This is a genomic window from Rhodococcus sp. MEB041 (genome assembly GCF_030208955.1).
Lineage (GTDB): Bacteria > Actinomycetota > Actinomycetes > Mycobacteriales > Mycobacteriaceae > Rhodococcoides.
In genome coordinates this window covers 414,420-432,032 of the sequence record NZ_JARVSZ010000005.1, presented here as the reverse complement: position 1 = coordinate 432,032, position 17,613 = coordinate 414,420, and the positions used below count along the sequence as shown (strand labels likewise).

Sequence of the window (17,613 nt, the reverse complement as noted above, 5' to 3'; positions counted from 1 at the left end):
TTCAGCTCTTTCGACGACGCAGCACCAGGGCCGACCCGATGATCGCCGCGGCCGCGAGGCCGATCGACACGGGTTGCCGATGGTCGGCCGACCGGACGGTGCTGCCGTCACCCGTGTCGACGCCACCACCCGGGACCTGAGTGATCTGGCTGCCCGGCGAGTACCGGCCCGGCGCGTCCGGACCCGTGGGGACACCGGGGGTTCCCGGCGTGTTCGGGGTTCCCGGCGTGTTCGGGGTTCCGGGCGTGTTCGGGGTTCCGGGCGTGTTCGGGGTTCCCGGCGTGTTCGGGGTACCCGGCGTACCGGGAGTGTTCGGGGTTCCCGGCGTACCGGGAGTGTCCGAGGTGGGCGGGACCGCCGGTGCGGTGGGCACCGACGAGGTGGGCGGTGTACCTGGCAACCCCGGAAGACCCGGGATGGTGATCACGGGCGGGACACCGGGGATCGACGGCAGTCCCGGGATCGACGGGATCGGAATCACGATGGGAGGCAACACGACTCCCCCGTCGCCGACCGGGGTGGTGGTCGTCCGCGGGGAGCAGTCGTTCGCCGTGATCACGTTGTCGTCCAGGGTCACCGCGCCGTTGCGCGCCAACACACGTCCGGAGACGGTCGCACCGTTCTGGACGCTGATCGAGGTGAGCGCCAGTACCGTTCCGACGAACGTCGTGGAGGTACCGATGGTCGCCGAGCTGCCCACCTGCCAGAAGACGTTGCAGGGATTCACGTTGATCAGTGCCACTCTGCTGCCGGACCCCGTGATCAATGTGGACGGTGCCTGAAAGACGAAGACGGCGTCGGGATCCGATCCACCGTCCAACGTGACGGTGCCGTTCAGGGCCAGTGCGCTGGAAGCCTTGTAGACCCCCGGGGCGAGGGTGCTGCCGGTGATGTCGGCAGCGACGTTCGCCGAGATCGGCTCCGCACTCGCCTGGTCGTATGCCGTGGTGAGGTCCGACTGCGCCTGCAGCGCAACCGCATTGGCGGCATGGATCGTGCCGTTGTTCACGAGACCGGGCGGAAACCCCGTGACGGCCGCGGTCGGACTGGTTCCGAGGTCACCCGAGATGACCGACGGGCCGGTGTTGGTCACGCCCGCACCGGCCAGGACCGCGTAACTGGCAGCGGTGCCGAGTCCCACCGGAGTGGCGGCGTCGGCGGTGCTCGCGCCGACGATCATCAGAGCCGCCGTGGCGACGGCGACGGTACCCAGTGCGGGGAGGCGGCCTCGCTTCGCGGCGTCGAAGGGAGAGCGGTCGAGGTGTGTCCTGATCATGCGGTTCCTTGCGCGATGTGGTGAATGTGCCGCATCCCTGATGCAGCACATGTGGTGCGCAGACTCTGTCCCCGACGACGCAGAGTGGTGCGATGACGCCCCGGCGACGTCGGCGCGTCGATGACCGTCCGAGAAGACGACCACGGCGCCGAGATGTGGCGGGGGCAGGTGTGAGATCGAGCCGACTCCGTCGAATGCGACGTAGATTTACGGCATAAATGAGAGTGAACAGGACGATAACGGTGATGTCAATGCATGCCGGAATTGCGACATTCTGTCGAGTCCGGACAATCACGTGATGGACGACTGACATCTCTGTGCGACAACGATTCTCGGACTCTGATGTCGACATCGATACGATATCGGGCATGCATTCACGATATAACGGGTGAATAACTTGGATGTACCGCCCGAGTTCTGTCCGACCGGCCGCATCGACCTCCGATCACCGCAGACGCGAGGTCAACGCGTGTGCGGCCCGCAGCAGCTGTTCGCCGAGAACAGGGCGCCGGACATCGTCGAAACGGCCGGCGACGCCCGTCAGACTCAGCGCCCACGCCGGGGCGTCGCGGCGATCGAACACCGCGGCCCCGAGACCCCAGCTACCTTCCACCAACAACCCGGGATTTACCGAGTATCCCTGCACCAGAACTTGTTCCACCCGTTCGGCGATCTCGCGCGGCGCGTGACGTTCTCCCCAGCCGCCGAGCTCTGCACGGTCGAGGTACTCCCTCCGCTCGCGTTCGGGCAGGTGCGCGAGGATGACCAACCCGGCGGACGCGACTCCGAGGGGCATGCGCAGGCCGACGTGCAGGACGTGCGAGCGCAGCGGGAAACTGCCCTCCTCGCTCGCGATGCAGACCGTCTCGTCGCCCCGACGTGCCGACAGGAAGGCGCTCTCCCCCGTCGTTCGGGCCAGATCGCGCAGGATGTCTCCCGCGCTCGACGTGATGTCGTACCGCTCCGCTGCCATCGATCCGAGAAGGAAGGTCTCGGGCCCCAGCGCCCACCGGCCCGACTCGTGCCGATCGACGAAGCCCTCCGCCGCCAACGCGGTGACCATCCGGTGCACGGTGGGCCGCGCCAACCCGGCGGTCCTGGCGATGTCGGTGGTCGACGCGCCGTCCGGCTCGTGATCACCGATGGCACGCATCACGGCCGCGACTCGCGCGATGACCGACCTCGCTGCCTCCGCCATCACCACAGTCTAGGGCTCGCGGGGTGTCCACTCAGTGAACACCGTGCCGCCGATCGTTCCACGAGTCGAGCAGTTCGCCGTCCGGAACCCGTATCGCCTGCGAAGACGCTGCGGTCCTGATCGAATGCAGAGAGTGCGCACGTCCACTCACCGGACCGTACATCTGATCAGTACTCGATCTCAGGAGGAACTCGTGGCCACCGAAGTCCTGTCCACCCCCGCCGACGCGATACGCGGCGTCACGGACGGCGCCACCCTGGCCGTCGGCGGCTTCGGACTCTGCGGCATCCCGGACGCACTGATCGACGCCCTCGCCGCCACCGACGTCACCGATCTGGAGGTTTTCTCCAACAACTGCGGAGTGGACGACCACGGCCTCGGCATCCTGCTCGCAGCGCACCGGATCCGTCGCGTCACCGCGTCCTACGTCGGCGAGAACAAGGAATTCGCCCGGCAGTACCTCTCCGGCGAGCTCGAGGTCGAGCTCACTCCCCAGGGCACTCTCGCCGAACGACTACGCGCCGGGGGCGCGGGCATCCCGGCGTTCTTCACCCCGGCCGGTGTCGGCAGCCCCATCGCCGACGGCGGGCTCCCGTGGCGCTACGCCGCCGACGGATCCGTCGCACTCGCATCCCCCCCGAAGGAGACCCGCGTCTTCGGCGACAAGCGGTACGTCCTCGAGGAGGGCATCCGCGCCGACTTCGCGCTCGTGCACGCGCACCTGGGTGACACCGACGGAAACCTCGTCTTCGACAAGGCAGCCATGAACTTCAACCCGCTCGCCGCCATGGCCGGCCGCATCACCGTCGCTCAGGTCGAGCATCTCGTGCAGCCGGGCGAGATCGACCCGGCGCACGTGCACCTGCCCGGCGTGTTCGTCCAGCGCATCGTGGAGACCGGCCCTCAGACACCCCGCATCGAGAAGCGCACCACCCGACCCGCAGGAGACGCACGATGAGCACCGACACCGGATGGACCCGCGAGAACATGGCTCGGCGCGCGGCGGCCGAACTGCGCGACGGTGACTACGTGAACCTCGGCATCGGGCTGCCCACACTGATTCCCGGCTTCCTCGATCCCGCGATCCGCGTCACGCTGCACTCCGAGAACGGCATCCTCGGCACCGGCCCCTACCCCACCGAGGACGAGGTCGACGCCAATCTCATCAACGCCGGCAAGGAAACCGTCACCACCCTGCCCGGCGCGGCGTTCTTCGACTCCGCGCTGTCCTTCGGGATGATCCGCGGCAGCCACATCGACACCGCCGTCCTCGGCGGCATGCAGGTCTCGGCGACCGGCGACCTCGCCAACTGGATGGTCCCGGGAAAGATGGTCAAGGGCATGGGCGGCGCCATGGACCTCGTTCACGGCGCCGCGCGCGTCATCGTCGTCATGGAGCACACCGATCGGGACGGCAACCCCAAGATCGTCGACACGTGCACGCTCCCCCTCACCGGTCAGGCCGTCGTCGACCGTGTCATCACCGACTACGCCGTCATCGACGTCGTCGGCGACGGCACCCTGGTCCTGCGGGAGACCGCGCCCGGTGTCACGGCCGCGCAGGTGCACGACGCCACCGGCGCCACCCTCACCGACGCCGACGACCTCGTCACGCACTGACCGGCGGCGGGCCGTTCTCACGGCGTGAGGATGGCCCGCCCTCGCACCGTGCCCGCGTCCAGATCGTCGATGGCGCTCTGGAAGTCGTCGAGTGCGTACTTCGCGGTGTGCAGAACGACGGACCCGCGTGCCGCGAGAGCCATGAGGTCGCACAGGTCGTTGTAGGACCCGACCAGGTTGCCGATGACGTTGATCTCCGACGACACGATGTCGATGGTGGGGACGTCGATGTTCTCGCCGTATCCGACGACGTGGTAATTGCCCGCCTGCCGCAACATCGCGATGCCCTCAGCCGTCGCGCCGCCTTCACCGACGAAATCGATGACCGCTTCGCCGCCCTGCCCACCGGTGAGCTCGAGCACCTGCTCGATGTGGGTGCCGTCGGCGACGACGCCATGATCCGCCCCGATGGACAGGGCCAGCTTCACCGCGTCGGCGTTACGGTCGACGACCACGATCTCGGCCGCGGTCAGCGCCTTCAGCACCTGAATCCCGATGTGCCCCAGCCCACCTGCACCGATGACCACGACGCGGTCGCGCGGAGTCAGATGCCGGGAAGCCTTCGCCGCGGCGTGATAGGCCGTCAGCCCGGCATCGGCGAGGGCAGCCACGTCCGCCGGCTCCAGCGAGTCGTCCAGCTTCACCACACTGCGTGCCGACGTCTTCAGATACTCCGCGTAGCCACCGTTCGTGTCGATGCCGGGGAACTGGTTGATCTCGCAGTGCACGTCGTCGCCGGATCGGCAGGCGCGGCAGAGCCCGCACGTGATGAGCGGGTGGACGATGACCTTGTCACCCTCCTGCACGTTCGTCACGGCGGAACCGACGGCGTGGACCCAGCCGGCGTTCTCGTGACCGATCGTGTACGGCAGGGTCACGTTCGACTTCTCGGCCCACTGCCCCTCGAGGATGTGCAGATCGGTACGGCACACCCCCGCTCCACCGATCCGGACGACCACGTCGAACGGCCCCGTGGGAGTGGGAACGGGCACCTCGGTCATTCGGAGTTTCTCGTGGTACCCCACGACCTGGACTGCGCGCATGGTGCTCATGATGTGTCTCCTCGGCTTCTCGGGAAGGTCAGGCGTCGACCGTCGTGCGGTCCGGGTCGTCGTAGCGGGTACGGAGCAGTCCCCGGCAGAAGTGGGCATTGCCGTCGATCGAGATGCGGGTCGATCGAGCCCGACGCAGTGCGAGCGGCACGTCGAGCTGCGCATAGCCGGCTCCGGTGTGATCGACCATGACGATGCTGTCGGGCACGTCGTCCAGACCGAGGGACCGTCGCCGCGACCGCAGTGCCCTGGTGGTGTCGTCGTCCGGGAGATCGCCCAGCACAACGGTTCCCATGTCCTCCATGCGCCGGGACGGATCCCGCTTCAGCAGCGCGGTCAGGCACCGCTCCATCGCCGCGACGTGAGCTTTGCGCCGGAACGTCGTCCGGAGCTCCTCCAGATCGTTCTCCGCCTCGTGCGCGAAGGTGCCCCGGTACCCCGCGTCCGCGGCGAGTCCCGCGTTGATGATCGGTGAATCGTGGTGGTCGTCGAGTTCCACCGTCACGTTCCGCGTCCAGGGCAGGCCGGTGAGCACGTCCTTCGCGTCGGAGGCCATGAGGTAGGCGAAGTTCGGCGCGCAGAAGGACGTCGGCAAGCGCAGGTGCACCACGACGTCACGGTCCTCGGAGACGGTGAGCGACTGCACGAAGTCGAGGTCGGTGATCGGCTCATCGAGCTCGGGATCGATCACCACGTCCAGAGCCCGCATCGCCGAGTCGGCACGGGTGGTCATCTCACGCTCCCACGAGAACGTCGTCGGCCGCACGGTCGGCGCCGCGCGGGCCGGTGGCCGTCTCGTCGGCATCGGCGATCTGCAGCTCCGCCGGAACCGGGATGTCGTACATCTTCGCGGCGTTCAGGCCCAGCACCTTGCGCTTCTGGTCCATCGTGATCTCCGGGTACTCGCTCAGCTCCGCCGGGATCTGGAAGTCGACGAACGACTCGATCAGCCAGCGCGGTGTCCAGAGGGCGTAGTCGGACGAGAACTGGATCCGGTCCTCACCGAGCCAGTAGAGCAACTCGCCCATGATCTGGCCGAAGTACTTCGGCCGGGAGTGGATGAACGGCATCGCGACGGCGAGCCCGGCATGCACGTTCGGCTCCTGGGTGGCGATCCAGCAGAAGTCCTCGAGCCGCGGGAGACCGCAGTGCTCGACGACGAAGTTCAGATCGGTGAAGTCGGTGGCGACATGATCGACGTCCGCCACGTCGAAGGCATCGCGATCGAGCGGCCTGATGGTCGGTCCCTTGTGGACGTGGATGTTGGTGATCCCGAGCTCGCGGCAGACCTCGAGGTAACGCCGGGTCCAGTCGTCGTCGAGCTTGTAGCCGCGAGAGTCTCCGTGCCACTCCGCCGTGTAGAGCTTGACGCCCTTCAGTCCGAACCGTTCGGCATCGGCGCGGAGCTGATCGAGCCCACGCTCGCCGTTGCGCGGATCGAAGTGGTGGTTGTAGGTGAGCTTGTCGGGATTCTGCGCCGTGAGGGCCCATGCCTCCTCCGTCTGCCCGAACCCGTTCACGTAGAACTCCCCGAGGTGGGCCGGCTGGAAGATCGCATGATCGACGTACCCGTCCTCGAAGAGGTCCTTCATCAGGCGGTCGCCGCCCTGGTAGAGGTACTCGTCGTACGGCCACAGCTCGCTCTCGGGCGACAGGTTGCGGTGGTAGTCGTAGAAGCAGTCGATGAACTGCTTGCCGTGGATGTTGCGCTGGTTCTCGGGCCGCGCGTCCCACAGCGCGACGTGCGCGTCGACGATGAAGTAGCTGTTGTCGCCCTTGGTGTACATCGAGGTCCCTTCGTCGTGTGACTGGCGTCACCTTCACTGGCTCGACGCTAGGGCGCGACGGACGGGAAGCGGGCGTCCCCGGCGTCTCAATCTGAGACGGTCGACCACCCCTCGGGCGCTGTAACCTGGATCACAACCCGACCCGCTTCGACCCACCAGGACGCCCGCGTGCCAGCACAGCTCCCCGAACACCGGACCGGCTCCGGCCGCGAGGTGGACGCGGTCGCCGGTGCGGTACCCCCTCGGCTCCGCGCCTCCTGGCTTCGGAGTCGGCGCTACGGCATCCCGGTCGATCATGTCGAGCCGGTCTTCGCCGGGACGGAACGGCAGGAGTCGCTCTTTCGGCAGTGCGGTGACGAAGTGCTCGCCGACCTGCAGCGGACACTCACCGCCGAGCCGGTGGGCCTCATGCTCACCGACGCCGACGGCCTCGTTCTGTCCCGCCTGAGCGGGGACCACACGTTGCTCCGCGCGCTCGACGACGTCCACCTCGCGCCCGGTTTCGGCTACTCGGAACGGGAGGTGGGGACCAACGGTCTGGGTCTCGCGCTGGCAGACCTGGCACCCACCCTGGTCCGAGCGGAACAGCACTACTCCCACAGCCTCACCGGCTTCACCTGCGCAGCCGCCCCGGTGCTGGATCCCGCGACGGGTCGTCTGCAGGGTGCCGTCAATCTCACCACCTGGTCCCGGACGTCGAGCGACCTCCTACTCACACTCGCACGGTCGGCCGCGAGCACCATCTCGCTGTCGATGTCGTCCCGATCAACCGGTCGACGAGAGCGACCGACGGTGCGTCGCAGCCTCTTCCGTATCGAGCACGGGTCCACCGGCACAGGCGTTCGACTCGGCGCGGAGTGGTCACGACTGGAGGCGGACGCTCACTCCGCGATGGCCGCGGGATCGACCGTCGCGGTGATCGGCCGCCCCGGCTCCGGCCGCTCGTCGCTGGTGACGCACGCTGCGCGGCGCGCCTTCCCGCGCCACCGCATCCTCTCGGCAGCGGCCCCCGCACCCGACGACGTCGACACGTGGCTCGACCTGTGGACGTACGAGGCGGATCGCACCGACACGGTCGTCGTCCTGCGCGACGTCGACACGCTCCCCGACTTCGCCGCACAGTCACTCGTCGACCTGCTGCGGTCCGCCGAGACCCGGATGCCCTTCGCGGTCACCGCCGAACGACTGCACGACATCCCGGCCGCACTCGCCTCCGCGGTCGCATCGGTCTTGTCGCTGCCCCCACTGTCGGACCGACCGGACGACGTCGTGCCGTTGGCTCACGAGTTCGCGCGCGCGGTGCGCGGACGCGACGTGCACATCACCCCCGCGGCGGAACGCGCTCTGCAGCACCACGACTGGCCGCAGGGCGCGGCGGAGCTCCGCGAACTCGTCACGCGAGTCGCGTCGCGTGCGGACGTCGTCGACGTCGCGATGCTCCCCGCCGAACTGCTGGCGGGCCGGACGCGCCGGTTGTCGAGCATCGAGGCGTTCGAGCACGGGGAGATAGTGCGGGTCCTCGCGTCGGGCAAGGTCACGATGAGCCAGGCGGCCCGTCAGCTGGGGATGAGCCGCGCCACGCTCTACCGCAAGACGGCCTACTACAAGATCGATCCGCGGAACCCCGGCTGACGCACGTCGGCCGCGTAGTCTCGTCCCGGACGACTCGATCTCACGGGAGGGGCGCGGACATGGACGACGAACTCACGCGACGTCTGTTCGCACTGCGCGACCTCCCCCACTTCCGTCGGGCCCGCGAACGGGACTCGACGGCGACGACCACGGTCTCCGATTTTCTGACCGGCTCGGTGGACGACGATGCCGCTCTGCTCGTCGTGCTCGAGCAGGGCGCGGCGGCGGCGGTCCGATCACTCGACGGCGTGGCGCACGCCGGCATCACCGCCACCGTGGACGTCCACCCCTTCACCGTGTCCCCCACCGACGCCGTCGTGTTCGCGCTCGACGCCCAGCAGTACGACCTCGACGACGGACCCTGCCTGCGCGCGCTGCGGACACACTCGTCGCTGCACTTCTCCCACGACGAGGTGGCCCGACTCTGGCCGCCCCTTGCCGCCCTCGCGGCGAGGGCCGGCGTGGACCGGGTGCACGCGTGCGCGCTGACCGTCGACGGGGCGGCCGCCGGATCGGTCAACCTGTACGCCGCGGGGCCTCCCCTGTCCTCCGCGCAGGTCGAGGCCGAGGACGATCTGGTGTGCGTCCTCGTGGACCACCTCGACACCGCCCTGTGGTCCTACGGCCGCGGGCGCGACCTCGTCGCCGGAGTCCGACGGATCGGTGCGGCCATGGCGGACCGCCGGGTCGTCGGCATCGCGGTCGGCATCCTCATGGTGCGGGACGATCTCGACATGGGCGAGGCCCGAGCACTACTCGAGAAAGCCGCTGCCGCAGCGGAACTGCCACTCGTCGACGTGGCCCGCCGGATCACCGAGGACAGCTGACCGACGATCACGGCGCCGTGAACGCCGCCTCGAAGGCGTCGAGTGCCTCGTCGGGATCGGCGCGTGCCCACCCCTCGAGACCGACGACACCGTCGTACCCCATCTCGCGCAGTGCGGCGGCGACGACCGGGTAGGCAATCTCCCCGGTGCCCGGTTCGCAGCGCCCCGGAACGTCGGCCACCTGGATCTCGCCGATCCAGGGAAGCGAGCGCCGCACCGTCTCGATGAGGTTCCCCTCGCCGATCTGAGCGTGGTACAGGTCCAGATTCAGGCGCAGCGCCGCACTGTCCACCGCGGACACGAGTGCGAGCGTGTCCGCCGCGGTGGCGAACGGTGTACCGGGGTGATCGACCGCGGTGTTGAGGTTCTCGAGGGTGAACACGCGACCGGCACGCTCGCCCAGCTCCGCGACCCGGCGCAGTGTGTCGGCCGCCCGGAGCCACATGTCGGGGGTCACCGTGTGCTCGGGGTGGACCGGCAACCCCTCGGAATCGAGACCTGTGCCGTGCAGATTCAGGCGCGGGCAGTCGAGCCGATCGGCCACGCGCAGCGACTCCGCGGCCGTGCGGAGCAACTCGTCGATGCCGTCCGGGTCGGTGAGGCTTCCGCTCAGGTACCCGGTCATCGAGGAGAACCGGGCACCCGTGGCCTGCAGATCGTCGATGTTCTTCGTCGACCAGTTCCAGATCTCGACCTGCAGGCCGCGGTCCGCGATCCGTCGGACCCGATCGACGAACGGCAGATCGAGGTGGAGCATCTCGGCGCTGGCCGCCAGCGTGTACGTCATCGGACACCGTCCGAGTCGAGATCCGCGACGGCGACCGCGGCGCCGGACCGCACGCTCTCGATCGCGGCGAGCGCGATCGACAGGGCGACCCGTGCGTCGGCTCCACCGACGACCGCGGGCGTCGAGTCGTGGACCGAGGACACGAACGCGGTGAACTCGCCGATGTAGGCCTCGCGCAGCAGATCGGTGTCGCGACGGGCGGTGTCCACGGTGATCCCGCGAGCGTCGTACAGGGTCATGTCGCTCGACGCCGTGGTGCCGGCAGTGATCATGCCGCCGGATCCGAACACCTCTCCGCGGACGTCGTAGCCGTACAGCGCGGAGAAGTTGGCCTCGGCCGTCGCGAGGGCGCCGTTGTCGAACGCGATGGTGACGACGGCGGTGTCGAGGAAGCCGTCGTCCCTGGCCTCGGGCCGGATCAACGCGTCGGCCATGGCGTGCACGCGCACCGGAGCGGCTCCCGGGTTGAGGAAGCACAGCGTGTCGAAGTCGTGGATCAGCGTCTCCAGGAAGATGGTCCACGCTGGAACGCGGCTCGGATCTCCACCCCACGGGCCGGGATCACGGGTGAGCGACCGCAGCAGCTGGGGCGTACCGATCCTGCCCTCGTCGACGGCCCGACGTGCCGCCGCGAATCCCGGCGCGAAGCGTCGGTTGAAGCCCACCTGGAGTGTCACTCCCGCGGCCCGTGCGGCGGCGATGGCACGGTCCGCGTCCTCGAGGGTCACGGCCATCGGCTTCTCGACGAACACGTGCTTCCCGGCCTCCGCGGCCGCGACGACGAGTTCGGTGTGACTCCGCGCGGGGGCGGAGATCACGACCGCGTCGACGTCGTCACGCCGCAGGGTCTCGTGGATGTCGGTGGACGCCGTCGGTGCACCGAGTTCCCCGGCGAGCCTGTCGGCGGCGCCGGGCACCGGATCCGCCACTGCCCGCAGTGCGGCACCCGGTACCCGGCGCGCGACGATCTCGGCGTGGTTGGCGCCGATCCTGCCCGCACCGAGCACCGCGATGCCCACCACCTCCGAACGATCGACTGCCATGACGCCTCCTACTAGTACGTTCTAGTTTGACTGTTCGCAGAGGCTAGAACGTACTAGACGCCGGCGTCAACACCCCCGTACGATCGGTGCGTGACCACCAGGAGACGAACCGAGCGTCCCGTCACGATGACCGACGTGGCACGGGCGGCGGGAGTCTCGACCGCCCTGGTGTCCATCGTCTTCCGCGACTCCCCCGGTGCCAGCGACGCGACCCGCGCACGGGTACGCGAGATCGCCGACGAACTGGGATACGTCCGCGATCGACGGGCGAGCAGTCTGCGGCAGTCGCACTCCCGGCTTCTCGGGGTCGTCTTCGAGCTGCAACAACCGTTCCACGGGGATCTGGTCGAACACGTCTATTCCGCCGCGGCTCGACGGGGCTACGAGGTGGCTCTCAGCGCCGTCGCACCCAGCAGAGGTGAGACAGCGGCCATCGACTCCCTTCGTCACGATCGCTGCGAGGCAACGATCCTCCTCGGCAGCCGACTGCCGGAGGACGAGCTGGCCGCGCTCGCCCGCACCGTTCCCACCGTCGTCGTCGCTCGCCGTGTCGACACCCCGGACACGGTGACGGTGCGCAGCGACGACGTCGCCGGCATCACGCTGGCGGTACGGCATCTCGAGGAGCTCGGCCATCGGCGCATCGCCTTCGTCGACGGCGACGGCGCACCGGGCAGCGAGGACCGATCCGCCGGTTTCCTGGACGCCCTGTCCCACATCGACGACGCCCGAGCCGAGGTGGTGCGGGGCGGCCTCACGGAGGACGACGGAGCGCGAGCAGTCGAGGGACTCCTCGACACAGAGCACCCTCCCACCGCCGTGATCGCCTTCAACGACCGGTGCGCCACAGGCGTTCTCGCCGCACTGGTCGCTCGCGGACTCGCCGTGCCGCGGGACATGTCGGTGATCGGGTACGACGACTCGCGCGTCGCCGGACTGGACCACGTCGCACTCACCACGGTGTCCCAGGACGCCGAGAGCCTGGCCGACGCGGCGGTGGACGCCGCACTCACCCTCACCGTCGACGACAGTGCGCCGAGCATCGTGCTGACGCCCAGCCTGGTGTCACGGTCGACCACCGGCGCACCGAGGGCTACGTCGTGACGTCCGGGGCGGCACCGGTCACGACGGTCCGCAGATCACGGCACGCGACGCGATAGATCTCCGCCAGGTCGGCGTCCTGATCCCCGTCGTCCACGCGCGCCGCCCACGAGTCGAACGCGACCCGGACGGTCATGATCGCCGTCTCGGCGGTCAGGCGGGAGGGCGATCGCGGAACTCGCGCCGCCAGCGCGTCGGCCAGGCGAGCGATGACCACTTCGTCGAGGGCGATCGCAGCGGACCGTAGGTGCGCATCCGACACGATCAGCCGACGGATGCGCATCACGCGGTCGGACGACGCCGTGTTCGCCGCACTCATGCGCCGGAGGAACCGCTCCACGATGTCCTCGATGCCGGCCAGACCGACACCCGCGAGGTCGGCCTCGGTCACCCACGCCAGGATCTCGCGCTCGAGCCCGGCATCGAAGCCGACGACGGACTGCTCCTTCGTGGGGAAGTGACGGAAGTACGTGCTCTGCGAGATACCCGCGTCGCGAGCGATGTCGCCGACGGTGGTGGACGCGAATCCCTGACGCTCGAAGAGTTCCAGCGCCGCCAGTGAGATCTCGGAACACATGTCGCGACGCCGACGTTCCCGCAGATCGGGCACCGGTGTCGCCGCCACCTCGGTCGAGCCGTCTCCACTCACGACATCACTCCTCTCCGAATGGCCGTCACCCTACATCAACAACCAGTTTGACAGTGACTGTCATGCAGGAAGACACTGTTACCACACCGAACGACAGAGAGGCCCCACGACGATGCAGGTTCAGCAGACAGAGGTGGACGCGCCGCGCGTCACGGACGGGCCTCTGCCACGGAGCAGTCGGCTGTTGATCGCGGTGCTCGTGGTGTCGGCATTCGTCATGATCCTCAACGAGACGATCATGAGCGTCGCGCTGCCCACCCTGATGGTCGATCTCGCCATCGACGCCGGCACCGCGCAGTGGCTCACCACCGGCTTCCTCCTGACCATGGCCATCGTCATCCCGACCACGGGCTTCCTCTTCCAGCGCTTCACTCTCCGCCAGGTCTTCTTCGCGGCGATGTCGCTGTTCTCCGTGGGCACCGTTCTCGCCGCGTCGGCGCCCGGCTTCCCGCTGCTGCTCACCGGTCGAGTCGTCCAGGCAGGCGGCACGGCGATCATGCTTCCCCTGCTGATGACGACCGTGCTGCGACTGGTTCCCGCCGATCGGCGCGGCCGCATGATGGGCGTCATCTCCATCGTCATCGCCGTGGCTCCGGCCGTGGGGCCGACCATCTCGGGTGTCATCCTCAGTGCACTCGACTGGCGGTGGATGTTCTGGCTCGTGCTCCCGATCGCGTTGCTGGCCTTCGCGATCGGATCCCGCCTGGTGGAGAACGCCACCGCGGCGAGCACGGTGGCCCCGTTCGACGCCGTCTCGGTGGTGCTGTCCGCGCTGGCGTTCGGCGGCATCGTGTACGGACTCGGCAGCCTGGGTCACGCCGCCGAGGGCACCGCGGTCCCCGTGTGGATCCCGTTGGGTGTCGGCGTCGTCGCACTGGTCGTGTTCGTCCTCCGGCAGATCGCTCGTCAGGACTCGGGCCGGGCCCTGCTCGACCTGCGTCCGCTGCGCACCCCCACGTTCAGCATCGGCCTGGGCATGCTCTCCATCAGCATGATGGCGCTGTTCGGTGCCCTCATCCTGCTGCCGATGTATCTGCAGAACGTCCGCGGGCTGGACACGTTGACCACGGGCCTGATGCTCCTTCCCGGCGGTCTGATCATGGGCGGTCTCGCTCCCGTCGTCGGACGGGTCTTCGACCGGGTCGGCCCCCGCCCACTGGTGGTCCCGGGCGCCGTCGTCGTCAGCGCCGCACTGTGGTCGATGACGATCCTCACGGCCGACACCGCCCTCCCCGTGGTCGTCGCGATCCACTCGCTGCTCAGCGTCGGACTCGCTCTGATCATGACTCCGCTGATGACCTCCTCACTGGGTTCGGTTCCGCCGCAGTTGTACTCGCACGGCAGCGCGATCTTCAACACCGTGCAGCAGTTGGCGGGAGCGGCCGGCACCGCGCTGTTCGTCACCGTGATGTCCACCGCTGCGGCCTCCCGACTGGCCGGTGGCGTGGGCGACGTGGCGGCGCAGCAGTCGGGGATCCACACCGCGTTCCTGTGCGGCGGTGCCGTGTCCCTGCTGGCAGTGGGCGCCTCGTTCTTCATCCGTACGCCTGCGGCCGACCGGGGGTGACCTGGTCGTTGCCGGAAGGTTGTCGCCCCGTCGTGGTGAAATGGTGCCGTGAACTCCTCTGACTCCTTGCCGCTCGCGGTCGTGATCGGTAACGCCGTCCGCTCGTTGAGCGCGGCGGGCACCGACGACGACCATGCTGCGGAGTTGATGCACCGGCTGGTCGACGCCGCCTGCGCGTGCATCCCCGACACGGACATGTGCGGAGTCACCGTCGAGCTGAACGGCGCACCCTTCGCGGCCGCGACGTCGTCGGCCACCGTCTCCGCCATCGACCTCGAGCAGTACGACGCGGACAGCGGTCCGTGCCTGCACGCCGCTCGCGAGTGCGAGACGGTGCTGGTCGACTGCGAGGCGGGAGACGCCCGGTGGCCGGAATTCGGCAACACTGCGCGCGCCGCGGGGATCGCCGCGATGATGTGCACCCCGGTGCGGGTGGGTGACCGCACCATCGGTTCGCTCACCCTCTTCGCCCACACCCCGCACTCGTTCGACGACCTTGACCGTCAGGTTCTCAGCACGCTGGTCGGCGCCGTCTCGGACGCGCTGGAGCGCGACGACCAGCACCGCGACCTCTCGACCACCGTCGACGGCCTCCGCGATGCCATGGCCCACCGCGCACCCATCGAGCAGGCCAAGGGCATCCTCATGGCCCTGCGCGGCATCGACGACGCCGCGGCGTTCGAGGTGCTCTCGACCGAGTCGCAGCGCACCAACCGCCGACTGCGGGACATCGCCCGCGAATTCGTGTCGTCGGTGACGGACGTCGCGCCGGCCGAGATGACCGGCGCGCGCCCCACCTGACGCACGGGGTGCGGTCAGCCGGAGCCGGAGGGCGTGGTCAGCCGAGCACGAACCTCTGCACGACGAGTCCTGCCAGCACGAGATACCAGAGGACGAGGGGGACGGCGTGGTACCGCGTCAGCAGGTCTCTCGTCCGGCCCGGTCCCGCCAGAGCCGACACGTTCACCACCGTCACGTACCAGAAGACGGGCACCGTGACGGCCCACACCACCATGCAGTACGGGCAGAGCGCACCGATCTCGTACAGGCTCTGCACGATGAGCCAGTGCACGAAGGCGACGGCCGCGGTGACCCCCACCTGCAGCCCTGCCCAGAACCACCGATCGAGACGCGTGCGCATCAGCAGGGCGACGCCCACCATGGCGACGATGGCGAAGCCGCCCACCCCCATGAAGGAGTTGGGGAATCCGAGGACGGCCGCCTGGCGTGATGCCATGACCGAGCCGCAGTTGACCACGGCGTTGAGGTTGCACGTCGGCGCGTACGACGGGTCCGCCGTCAGTCGTATCTTCTCGTAGGTCAGCACACAGGCGGCCGCGAATCCGACGACCCCGCCGATCAGCAGGACCCACGGCAGCACGCGCGCCGGGGTTCCGCGAGACGGACGGTCCACGTCGACGTCGTCGTCGGACAGCGAGGACATCGTCATCGGTGAGATCCCGTCGGAGAGTCGGAGAGTGGTCGAGTCCCCGAGTGTAAACAGCCTCCCTGAGAGATCGGCTCCGGCGAGTCAGTTGACCTTGCGGTCCAGCCCGTCCCAGTAGGGCGTGCGTAACTTGAACTTCTGCAGCTTGCCGGTGGCCGTGCGCGCCAGCTCGTCCCGGAACTCCACGGTGGTCGGCGCCTTGTACCCGGCCAGTCGCTGCTTGCACCACGCGATGAGGTCGACCTCCGTCTCCGGGCCGGCGTCCACGTCCGGCGCGAGCACCACCAGGGCCTTGATCGTCTCGCCCCACTTCTCGCTCGGCACCCCGATGACGGCGACCTCGCTCACCGAGGGATGGGAGAAGAGGCAGTCCTCGACCTCGATGGACGAGACGTTCTCGCCGCCGGTGATGATCACGTCCTTCTTGCGGTCGGCGATGGTGAGATAGCCGTCGTCGCCGATGAGGCCGCCGTCACCGGTGTGGAACCAGCCGCCGTCCAACGTTCTGGCGCTCTCCTCGGGCCGCCCCCAGTAGCCCTCCATGACGACGTTGGATCGCGCCAACACCTCGCCGGTCGGGTCGACGTCGAGTCGGACACCCAGTGCGGGGGCGCCGGCCCGAGTGAGCTTCGCGGCACGCTCCTCGGGTTCCAGATCGTCCCACTCCTGGCGAGTGCGGTTGACGGTCAGCAGAGGGGACGTCTCGGTGAGCCCGTAGATCTGGATGAACTCCCACCCCAGTTCTCGCTCCACGCGCGCAACGGTCTTCGTCGGTGGCGGCGCACCGGCCATGATGATGCGCACCCGATCCCGGCCGGGGATCTCGCCCTCCCACGACTGCGCGGCATCGAGCACGGCTGCCGCGACGGCGGGGGCCGCACACATCACCGTCACGCCGTGATCGCGCACGCGGCGCAGGATCTCGGCGCCGTCGACCTTGCGCAGGACGATGTGCTGCGCACCGACTCCCGTCATCGCGAACGGCTGTCCCCAGCCGTTCGCGTGGAACATGGGCAGGGTGTGGAGGTAGACGTCGCGATCGCTGACGCCGACGTGCATGCCGAAGGTGACCGCGTTGACCCAGATGTTGCGGTGCGTGATCTGGACGCCCTTGGGGCGAGCCGTGGTCCCCGACGTGTAATTGATGGCAGCGGTCGCGTTCTCGTCCGGATCCCACGGTGCCGGAGTGGATCCCGGCGGAGCGTACAGATTCTGGTCGTCACCGAGAACGACGACGTGTTCGCACTCGACGTCGCCGAGCGAGTCCTTCAGCTCCGGATCGATGTAGAGCACGCGCGCACCGGAGTCCTCGACGATGTACCGCACCTCGTCCGGCCGGAGTCGAAAATTGACGGGAACGATGACGCGGCCCCAGCCACTGATTCCGTAGAACGACGTGAGCAGACGGCCCGCGTTGTGGCTGACGATCGCCACTCGATCGCCACGCTCGATACTCAGATCGTCGAGTTTCGCGGCCTGCCGTCGGGCGAGGTCCGCCATCTCGGCATAGGTCGGCGATCCGAGGCTCGGAGCGGGCTGATCGGGCTCGTCGACGAACCCGACCCGGTCTCCGTACACGGCGGCGGCGCGGTCGAGGAAGTCGGTGACACTGAACGGGACGAACATT

At 68.6% G+C, this 17,613-nt stretch carries 17 protein-coding genes; 7 read left to right on the top strand and 10 right to left on the bottom strand.

Translation table 11 applies throughout. The features are described 5' to 3' along the window. Nucleotide 1 precedes the first annotated feature (1 nt). Both QRN16_RS16175 and QRN16_RS16170 read right to left on the bottom strand, forming a co-directional pair. Complete coding sequence (locus QRN16_RS16175) at nucleotides 2-1,276, bottom strand: ice-binding family protein (protein WP_285188240.1); 1,275 nt, start codon at nucleotides 1,274-1,276, stop codon at nucleotides 2-4. A 445-nt stretch (nucleotides 1,277-1,721) separates the two neighbouring features. Beyond that, nucleotides 1,722-2,474, bottom strand: coding sequence for an IclR family transcriptional regulator (locus QRN16_RS16170; protein ID WP_285188238.1), 753 nt, complete (start codon nucleotides 2,472-2,474; stop codon nucleotides 1,722-1,724). 193 nt (nucleotides 2,475-2,667) lie between these two features. Here QRN16_RS16170 and QRN16_RS16165 point away from each other — a divergent pair, with 193 nt between their 5' ends. Both QRN16_RS16165 and QRN16_RS16160 read left to right on the top strand, forming a co-directional pair. Further along, the gene (locus QRN16_RS16165) at nucleotides 2,668-3,432 is read left to right on the top strand and encodes a CoA transferase subunit A (protein WP_056447180.1); all 765 of its coding nucleotides are present in this window, start codon (nucleotides 2,668-2,670) and stop codon (nucleotides 3,430-3,432) included. Then, on the top strand, nucleotides 3,429-4,094 hold the full coding sequence (locus tag QRN16_RS16160; RefSeq protein ID WP_027504030.1) for a 3-oxoacid CoA-transferase subunit B: 666 nt from the start codon (nucleotides 3,429-3,431) through the stop codon (nucleotides 4,092-4,094). Before QRN16_RS16165 ends, QRN16_RS16160 begins: the two co-directional genes overlap by 4 nt. A gap of 17 nt (nucleotides 4,095-4,111) precedes the next feature. On the opposite strand, the gene QRN16_RS16155 is transcribed toward QRN16_RS16160, so the two are convergent. From QRN16_RS16155 to QRN16_RS16145, 3 genes are read right to left on the bottom strand one after another with little or no spacing between them, the layout of a single operon-like run. Then, nucleotides 4,112-5,137: an NAD(P)-dependent alcohol dehydrogenase gene (locus tag QRN16_RS16155; RefSeq protein ID WP_204870263.1), complete on the bottom strand. Its 1,026-nt coding sequence runs from the start codon at nucleotides 5,135-5,137 to the stop codon at nucleotides 4,112-4,114. Nucleotides 5,138-5,174: 37 nt separating this feature from the next. Then, nucleotides 5,175-5,879 (bottom strand): iron-sulfur cluster assembly protein, encoded by a 705-nt coding sequence (locus QRN16_RS16150; protein WP_056447574.1) that lies wholly within the window; start codon nucleotides 5,877-5,879, stop codon nucleotides 5,175-5,177. A 1-nt stretch (nucleotide 5,880) separates the two neighbouring features. Then, entirely contained in the window at nucleotides 5,881-6,933 is a 1,053-nt protein-coding gene (locus tag QRN16_RS16145; protein ID WP_285188233.1) for an amidohydrolase family protein, read from the bottom strand. Nucleotides 6,934-7,101: 168 nt separating this feature from the next. Between QRN16_RS16145 and QRN16_RS16140 the strand changes: the two genes are divergently transcribed. After that, nucleotides 7,102-8,565, top strand: coding sequence for a helix-turn-helix domain-containing protein (locus QRN16_RS16140; RefSeq protein ID WP_285188230.1), 1,464 nt, complete (start codon nucleotides 7,102-7,104; stop codon nucleotides 8,563-8,565). 59 nt (nucleotides 8,566-8,624) lie between these two features. Further along, on the top strand, nucleotides 8,625-9,392 hold the full coding sequence (locus QRN16_RS16135) for an ANTAR domain-containing protein (protein ID WP_285188228.1): 768 nt from the start codon (nucleotides 8,625-8,627) through the stop codon (nucleotides 9,390-9,392). Nucleotides 9,393-9,399: 7 nt separating this feature from the next. Here QRN16_RS16135 and QRN16_RS16130 read toward each other — a convergent pair whose 3' ends face one another. Both QRN16_RS16130 and QRN16_RS16125 read right to left on the bottom strand, forming a co-directional pair. Continuing rightward, a complete protein-coding gene (locus QRN16_RS16130; protein ID WP_285188226.1) occupies nucleotides 9,400-10,179 on the bottom strand; it encodes a TIM barrel protein in 780 nt (259 codons plus the stop codon). Then, nucleotides 10,176-11,222: a Gfo/Idh/MocA family oxidoreductase gene (locus QRN16_RS16125; RefSeq protein WP_285188224.1), complete on the bottom strand. Its 1,047-nt coding sequence runs from the start codon at nucleotides 11,220-11,222 to the stop codon at nucleotides 10,176-10,178. Before QRN16_RS16125 ends, QRN16_RS16130 begins: the two co-directional genes overlap by 4 nt. 126 nt (nucleotides 11,223-11,348) lie before the next feature. Between QRN16_RS16125 and QRN16_RS16120 the strand changes: the two genes are divergently transcribed. Beyond that, the gene (locus QRN16_RS16120; protein ID WP_056447165.1) at nucleotides 11,349-12,326 is read left to right on the top strand and encodes a LacI family DNA-binding transcriptional regulator; all 978 of its coding nucleotides are present in this window, start codon (nucleotides 11,349-11,351) and stop codon (nucleotides 12,324-12,326) included. Here the strand turns inward: QRN16_RS16120 and QRN16_RS16115 are convergent. Continuing rightward, a complete protein-coding gene (locus QRN16_RS16115; protein WP_235578814.1) occupies nucleotides 12,316-12,972 on the bottom strand; it encodes a TetR/AcrR family transcriptional regulator in 657 nt (218 codons plus the stop codon). The two genes, QRN16_RS16120 and QRN16_RS16115, sit on opposite strands and share 11 nt — an antisense overlap. A 112-nt stretch (nucleotides 12,973-13,084) precedes the next feature. Between QRN16_RS16115 and QRN16_RS16110 the strand changes: the two genes are divergently transcribed. Both QRN16_RS16110 and QRN16_RS16105 read left to right on the top strand, forming a co-directional pair. Continuing rightward, nucleotides 13,085-14,539, top strand: a complete 1,455-nt coding sequence (locus tag QRN16_RS16110; RefSeq protein ID WP_051612949.1) for an MDR family MFS transporter — start codon at nucleotides 13,085-13,087, stop codon at nucleotides 14,537-14,539. Nucleotides 14,540-14,587: 48 nt separating this feature from the next. Beyond that, nucleotides 14,588-15,340, top strand: a complete 753-nt coding sequence (locus tag QRN16_RS16105) for a GAF and ANTAR domain-containing protein (RefSeq protein WP_285188219.1) — start codon at nucleotides 14,588-14,590, stop codon at nucleotides 15,338-15,340. A gap of 37 nt (nucleotides 15,341-15,377) precedes the next feature. Here QRN16_RS16105 and QRN16_RS16100 read toward each other — a convergent pair whose 3' ends face one another. Both QRN16_RS16100 and QRN16_RS16095 read right to left on the bottom strand, forming a co-directional pair. Next, a complete protein-coding gene (locus QRN16_RS16100) occupies nucleotides 15,378-15,989 on the bottom strand; it encodes a vitamin K epoxide reductase family protein (RefSeq protein ID WP_082544607.1) in 612 nt (203 codons plus the stop codon). A gap of 81 nt (nucleotides 15,990-16,070) precedes the next feature. After that, a complete protein-coding gene (locus QRN16_RS16095; RefSeq protein WP_285188217.1) occupies nucleotides 16,071-17,612 on the bottom strand; it encodes an AMP-binding protein in 1,542 nt (513 codons plus the stop codon). Nucleotide 17,613 lies beyond the last annotated feature (1 nt).

Excerpts from the sequence above, each read along its gene's own strand:
- QRN16_RS16130 (WP_285188226.1), bottom strand. The coding sequence starts at position 10,179 with ATGACGTACACGCTGGCGGCCAGCGCCGAGATGCTCCACCTCGATCTG.
- QRN16_RS16125 (WP_285188224.1), bottom strand. The coding sequence starts at position 11,222 with ATGGCAGTCGATCGTTCGGAGGTGGTGGGCATCGCGGTGCTCGGTGCG.
- QRN16_RS16175 (WP_285188240.1), bottom strand. The coding sequence starts at position 1,276 with ATGATCAGGACACACCTCGACCGCTCTCCCTTCGACGCCGCGAAGCGA.
- QRN16_RS16150 (WP_056447574.1), bottom strand. The coding sequence starts at position 5,879 with ATGACCACCCGTGCCGACTCGGCGATGCGGGCTCTGGACGTGGTGATC.
- QRN16_RS16155 (WP_204870263.1), bottom strand. The coding sequence starts at position 5,137 with ATGCGCGCAGTCCAGGTCGTGGGGTACCACGAGAAACTCCGAATGACC.
- QRN16_RS16170 (WP_285188238.1), bottom strand. The coding sequence starts at position 2,474 with ATGGCGGAGGCAGCGAGGTCGGTCATCGCGCGAGTCGCGGCCGTGATG.
- QRN16_RS16120 (WP_056447165.1), top strand. The coding sequence starts at position 11,349 with ATGACCGACGTGGCACGGGCGGCGGGAGTCTCGACCGCCCTGGTGTCC.
- QRN16_RS16145 (WP_285188233.1), bottom strand. The coding sequence starts at position 6,933 with ATGTACACCAAGGGCGACAACAGCTACTTCATCGTCGACGCGCACGTC.
- QRN16_RS16110 (WP_051612949.1), top strand. The coding sequence starts at position 13,085 with ATGCAGGTTCAGCAGACAGAGGTGGACGCGCCGCGCGTCACGGACGGG.
- QRN16_RS16095 (WP_285188217.1), bottom strand. The coding sequence starts at position 17,612 with ATGTTCGTCCCGTTCAGTGTCACCGACTTCCTCGACCGCGCCGCCGCC.
- QRN16_RS16160 (WP_027504030.1), top strand. The coding sequence starts at position 3,429 with ATGAGCACCGACACCGGATGGACCCGCGAGAACATGGCTCGGCGCGCG.
- QRN16_RS16100 (WP_082544607.1), bottom strand. The coding sequence starts at position 15,989 with ATGACGATGTCCTCGCTGTCCGACGACGACGTCGACGTGGACCGTCCG.
- QRN16_RS16135 (WP_285188228.1), top strand. The coding sequence starts at position 8,625 with ATGGACGACGAACTCACGCGACGTCTGTTCGCACTGCGCGACCTCCCC.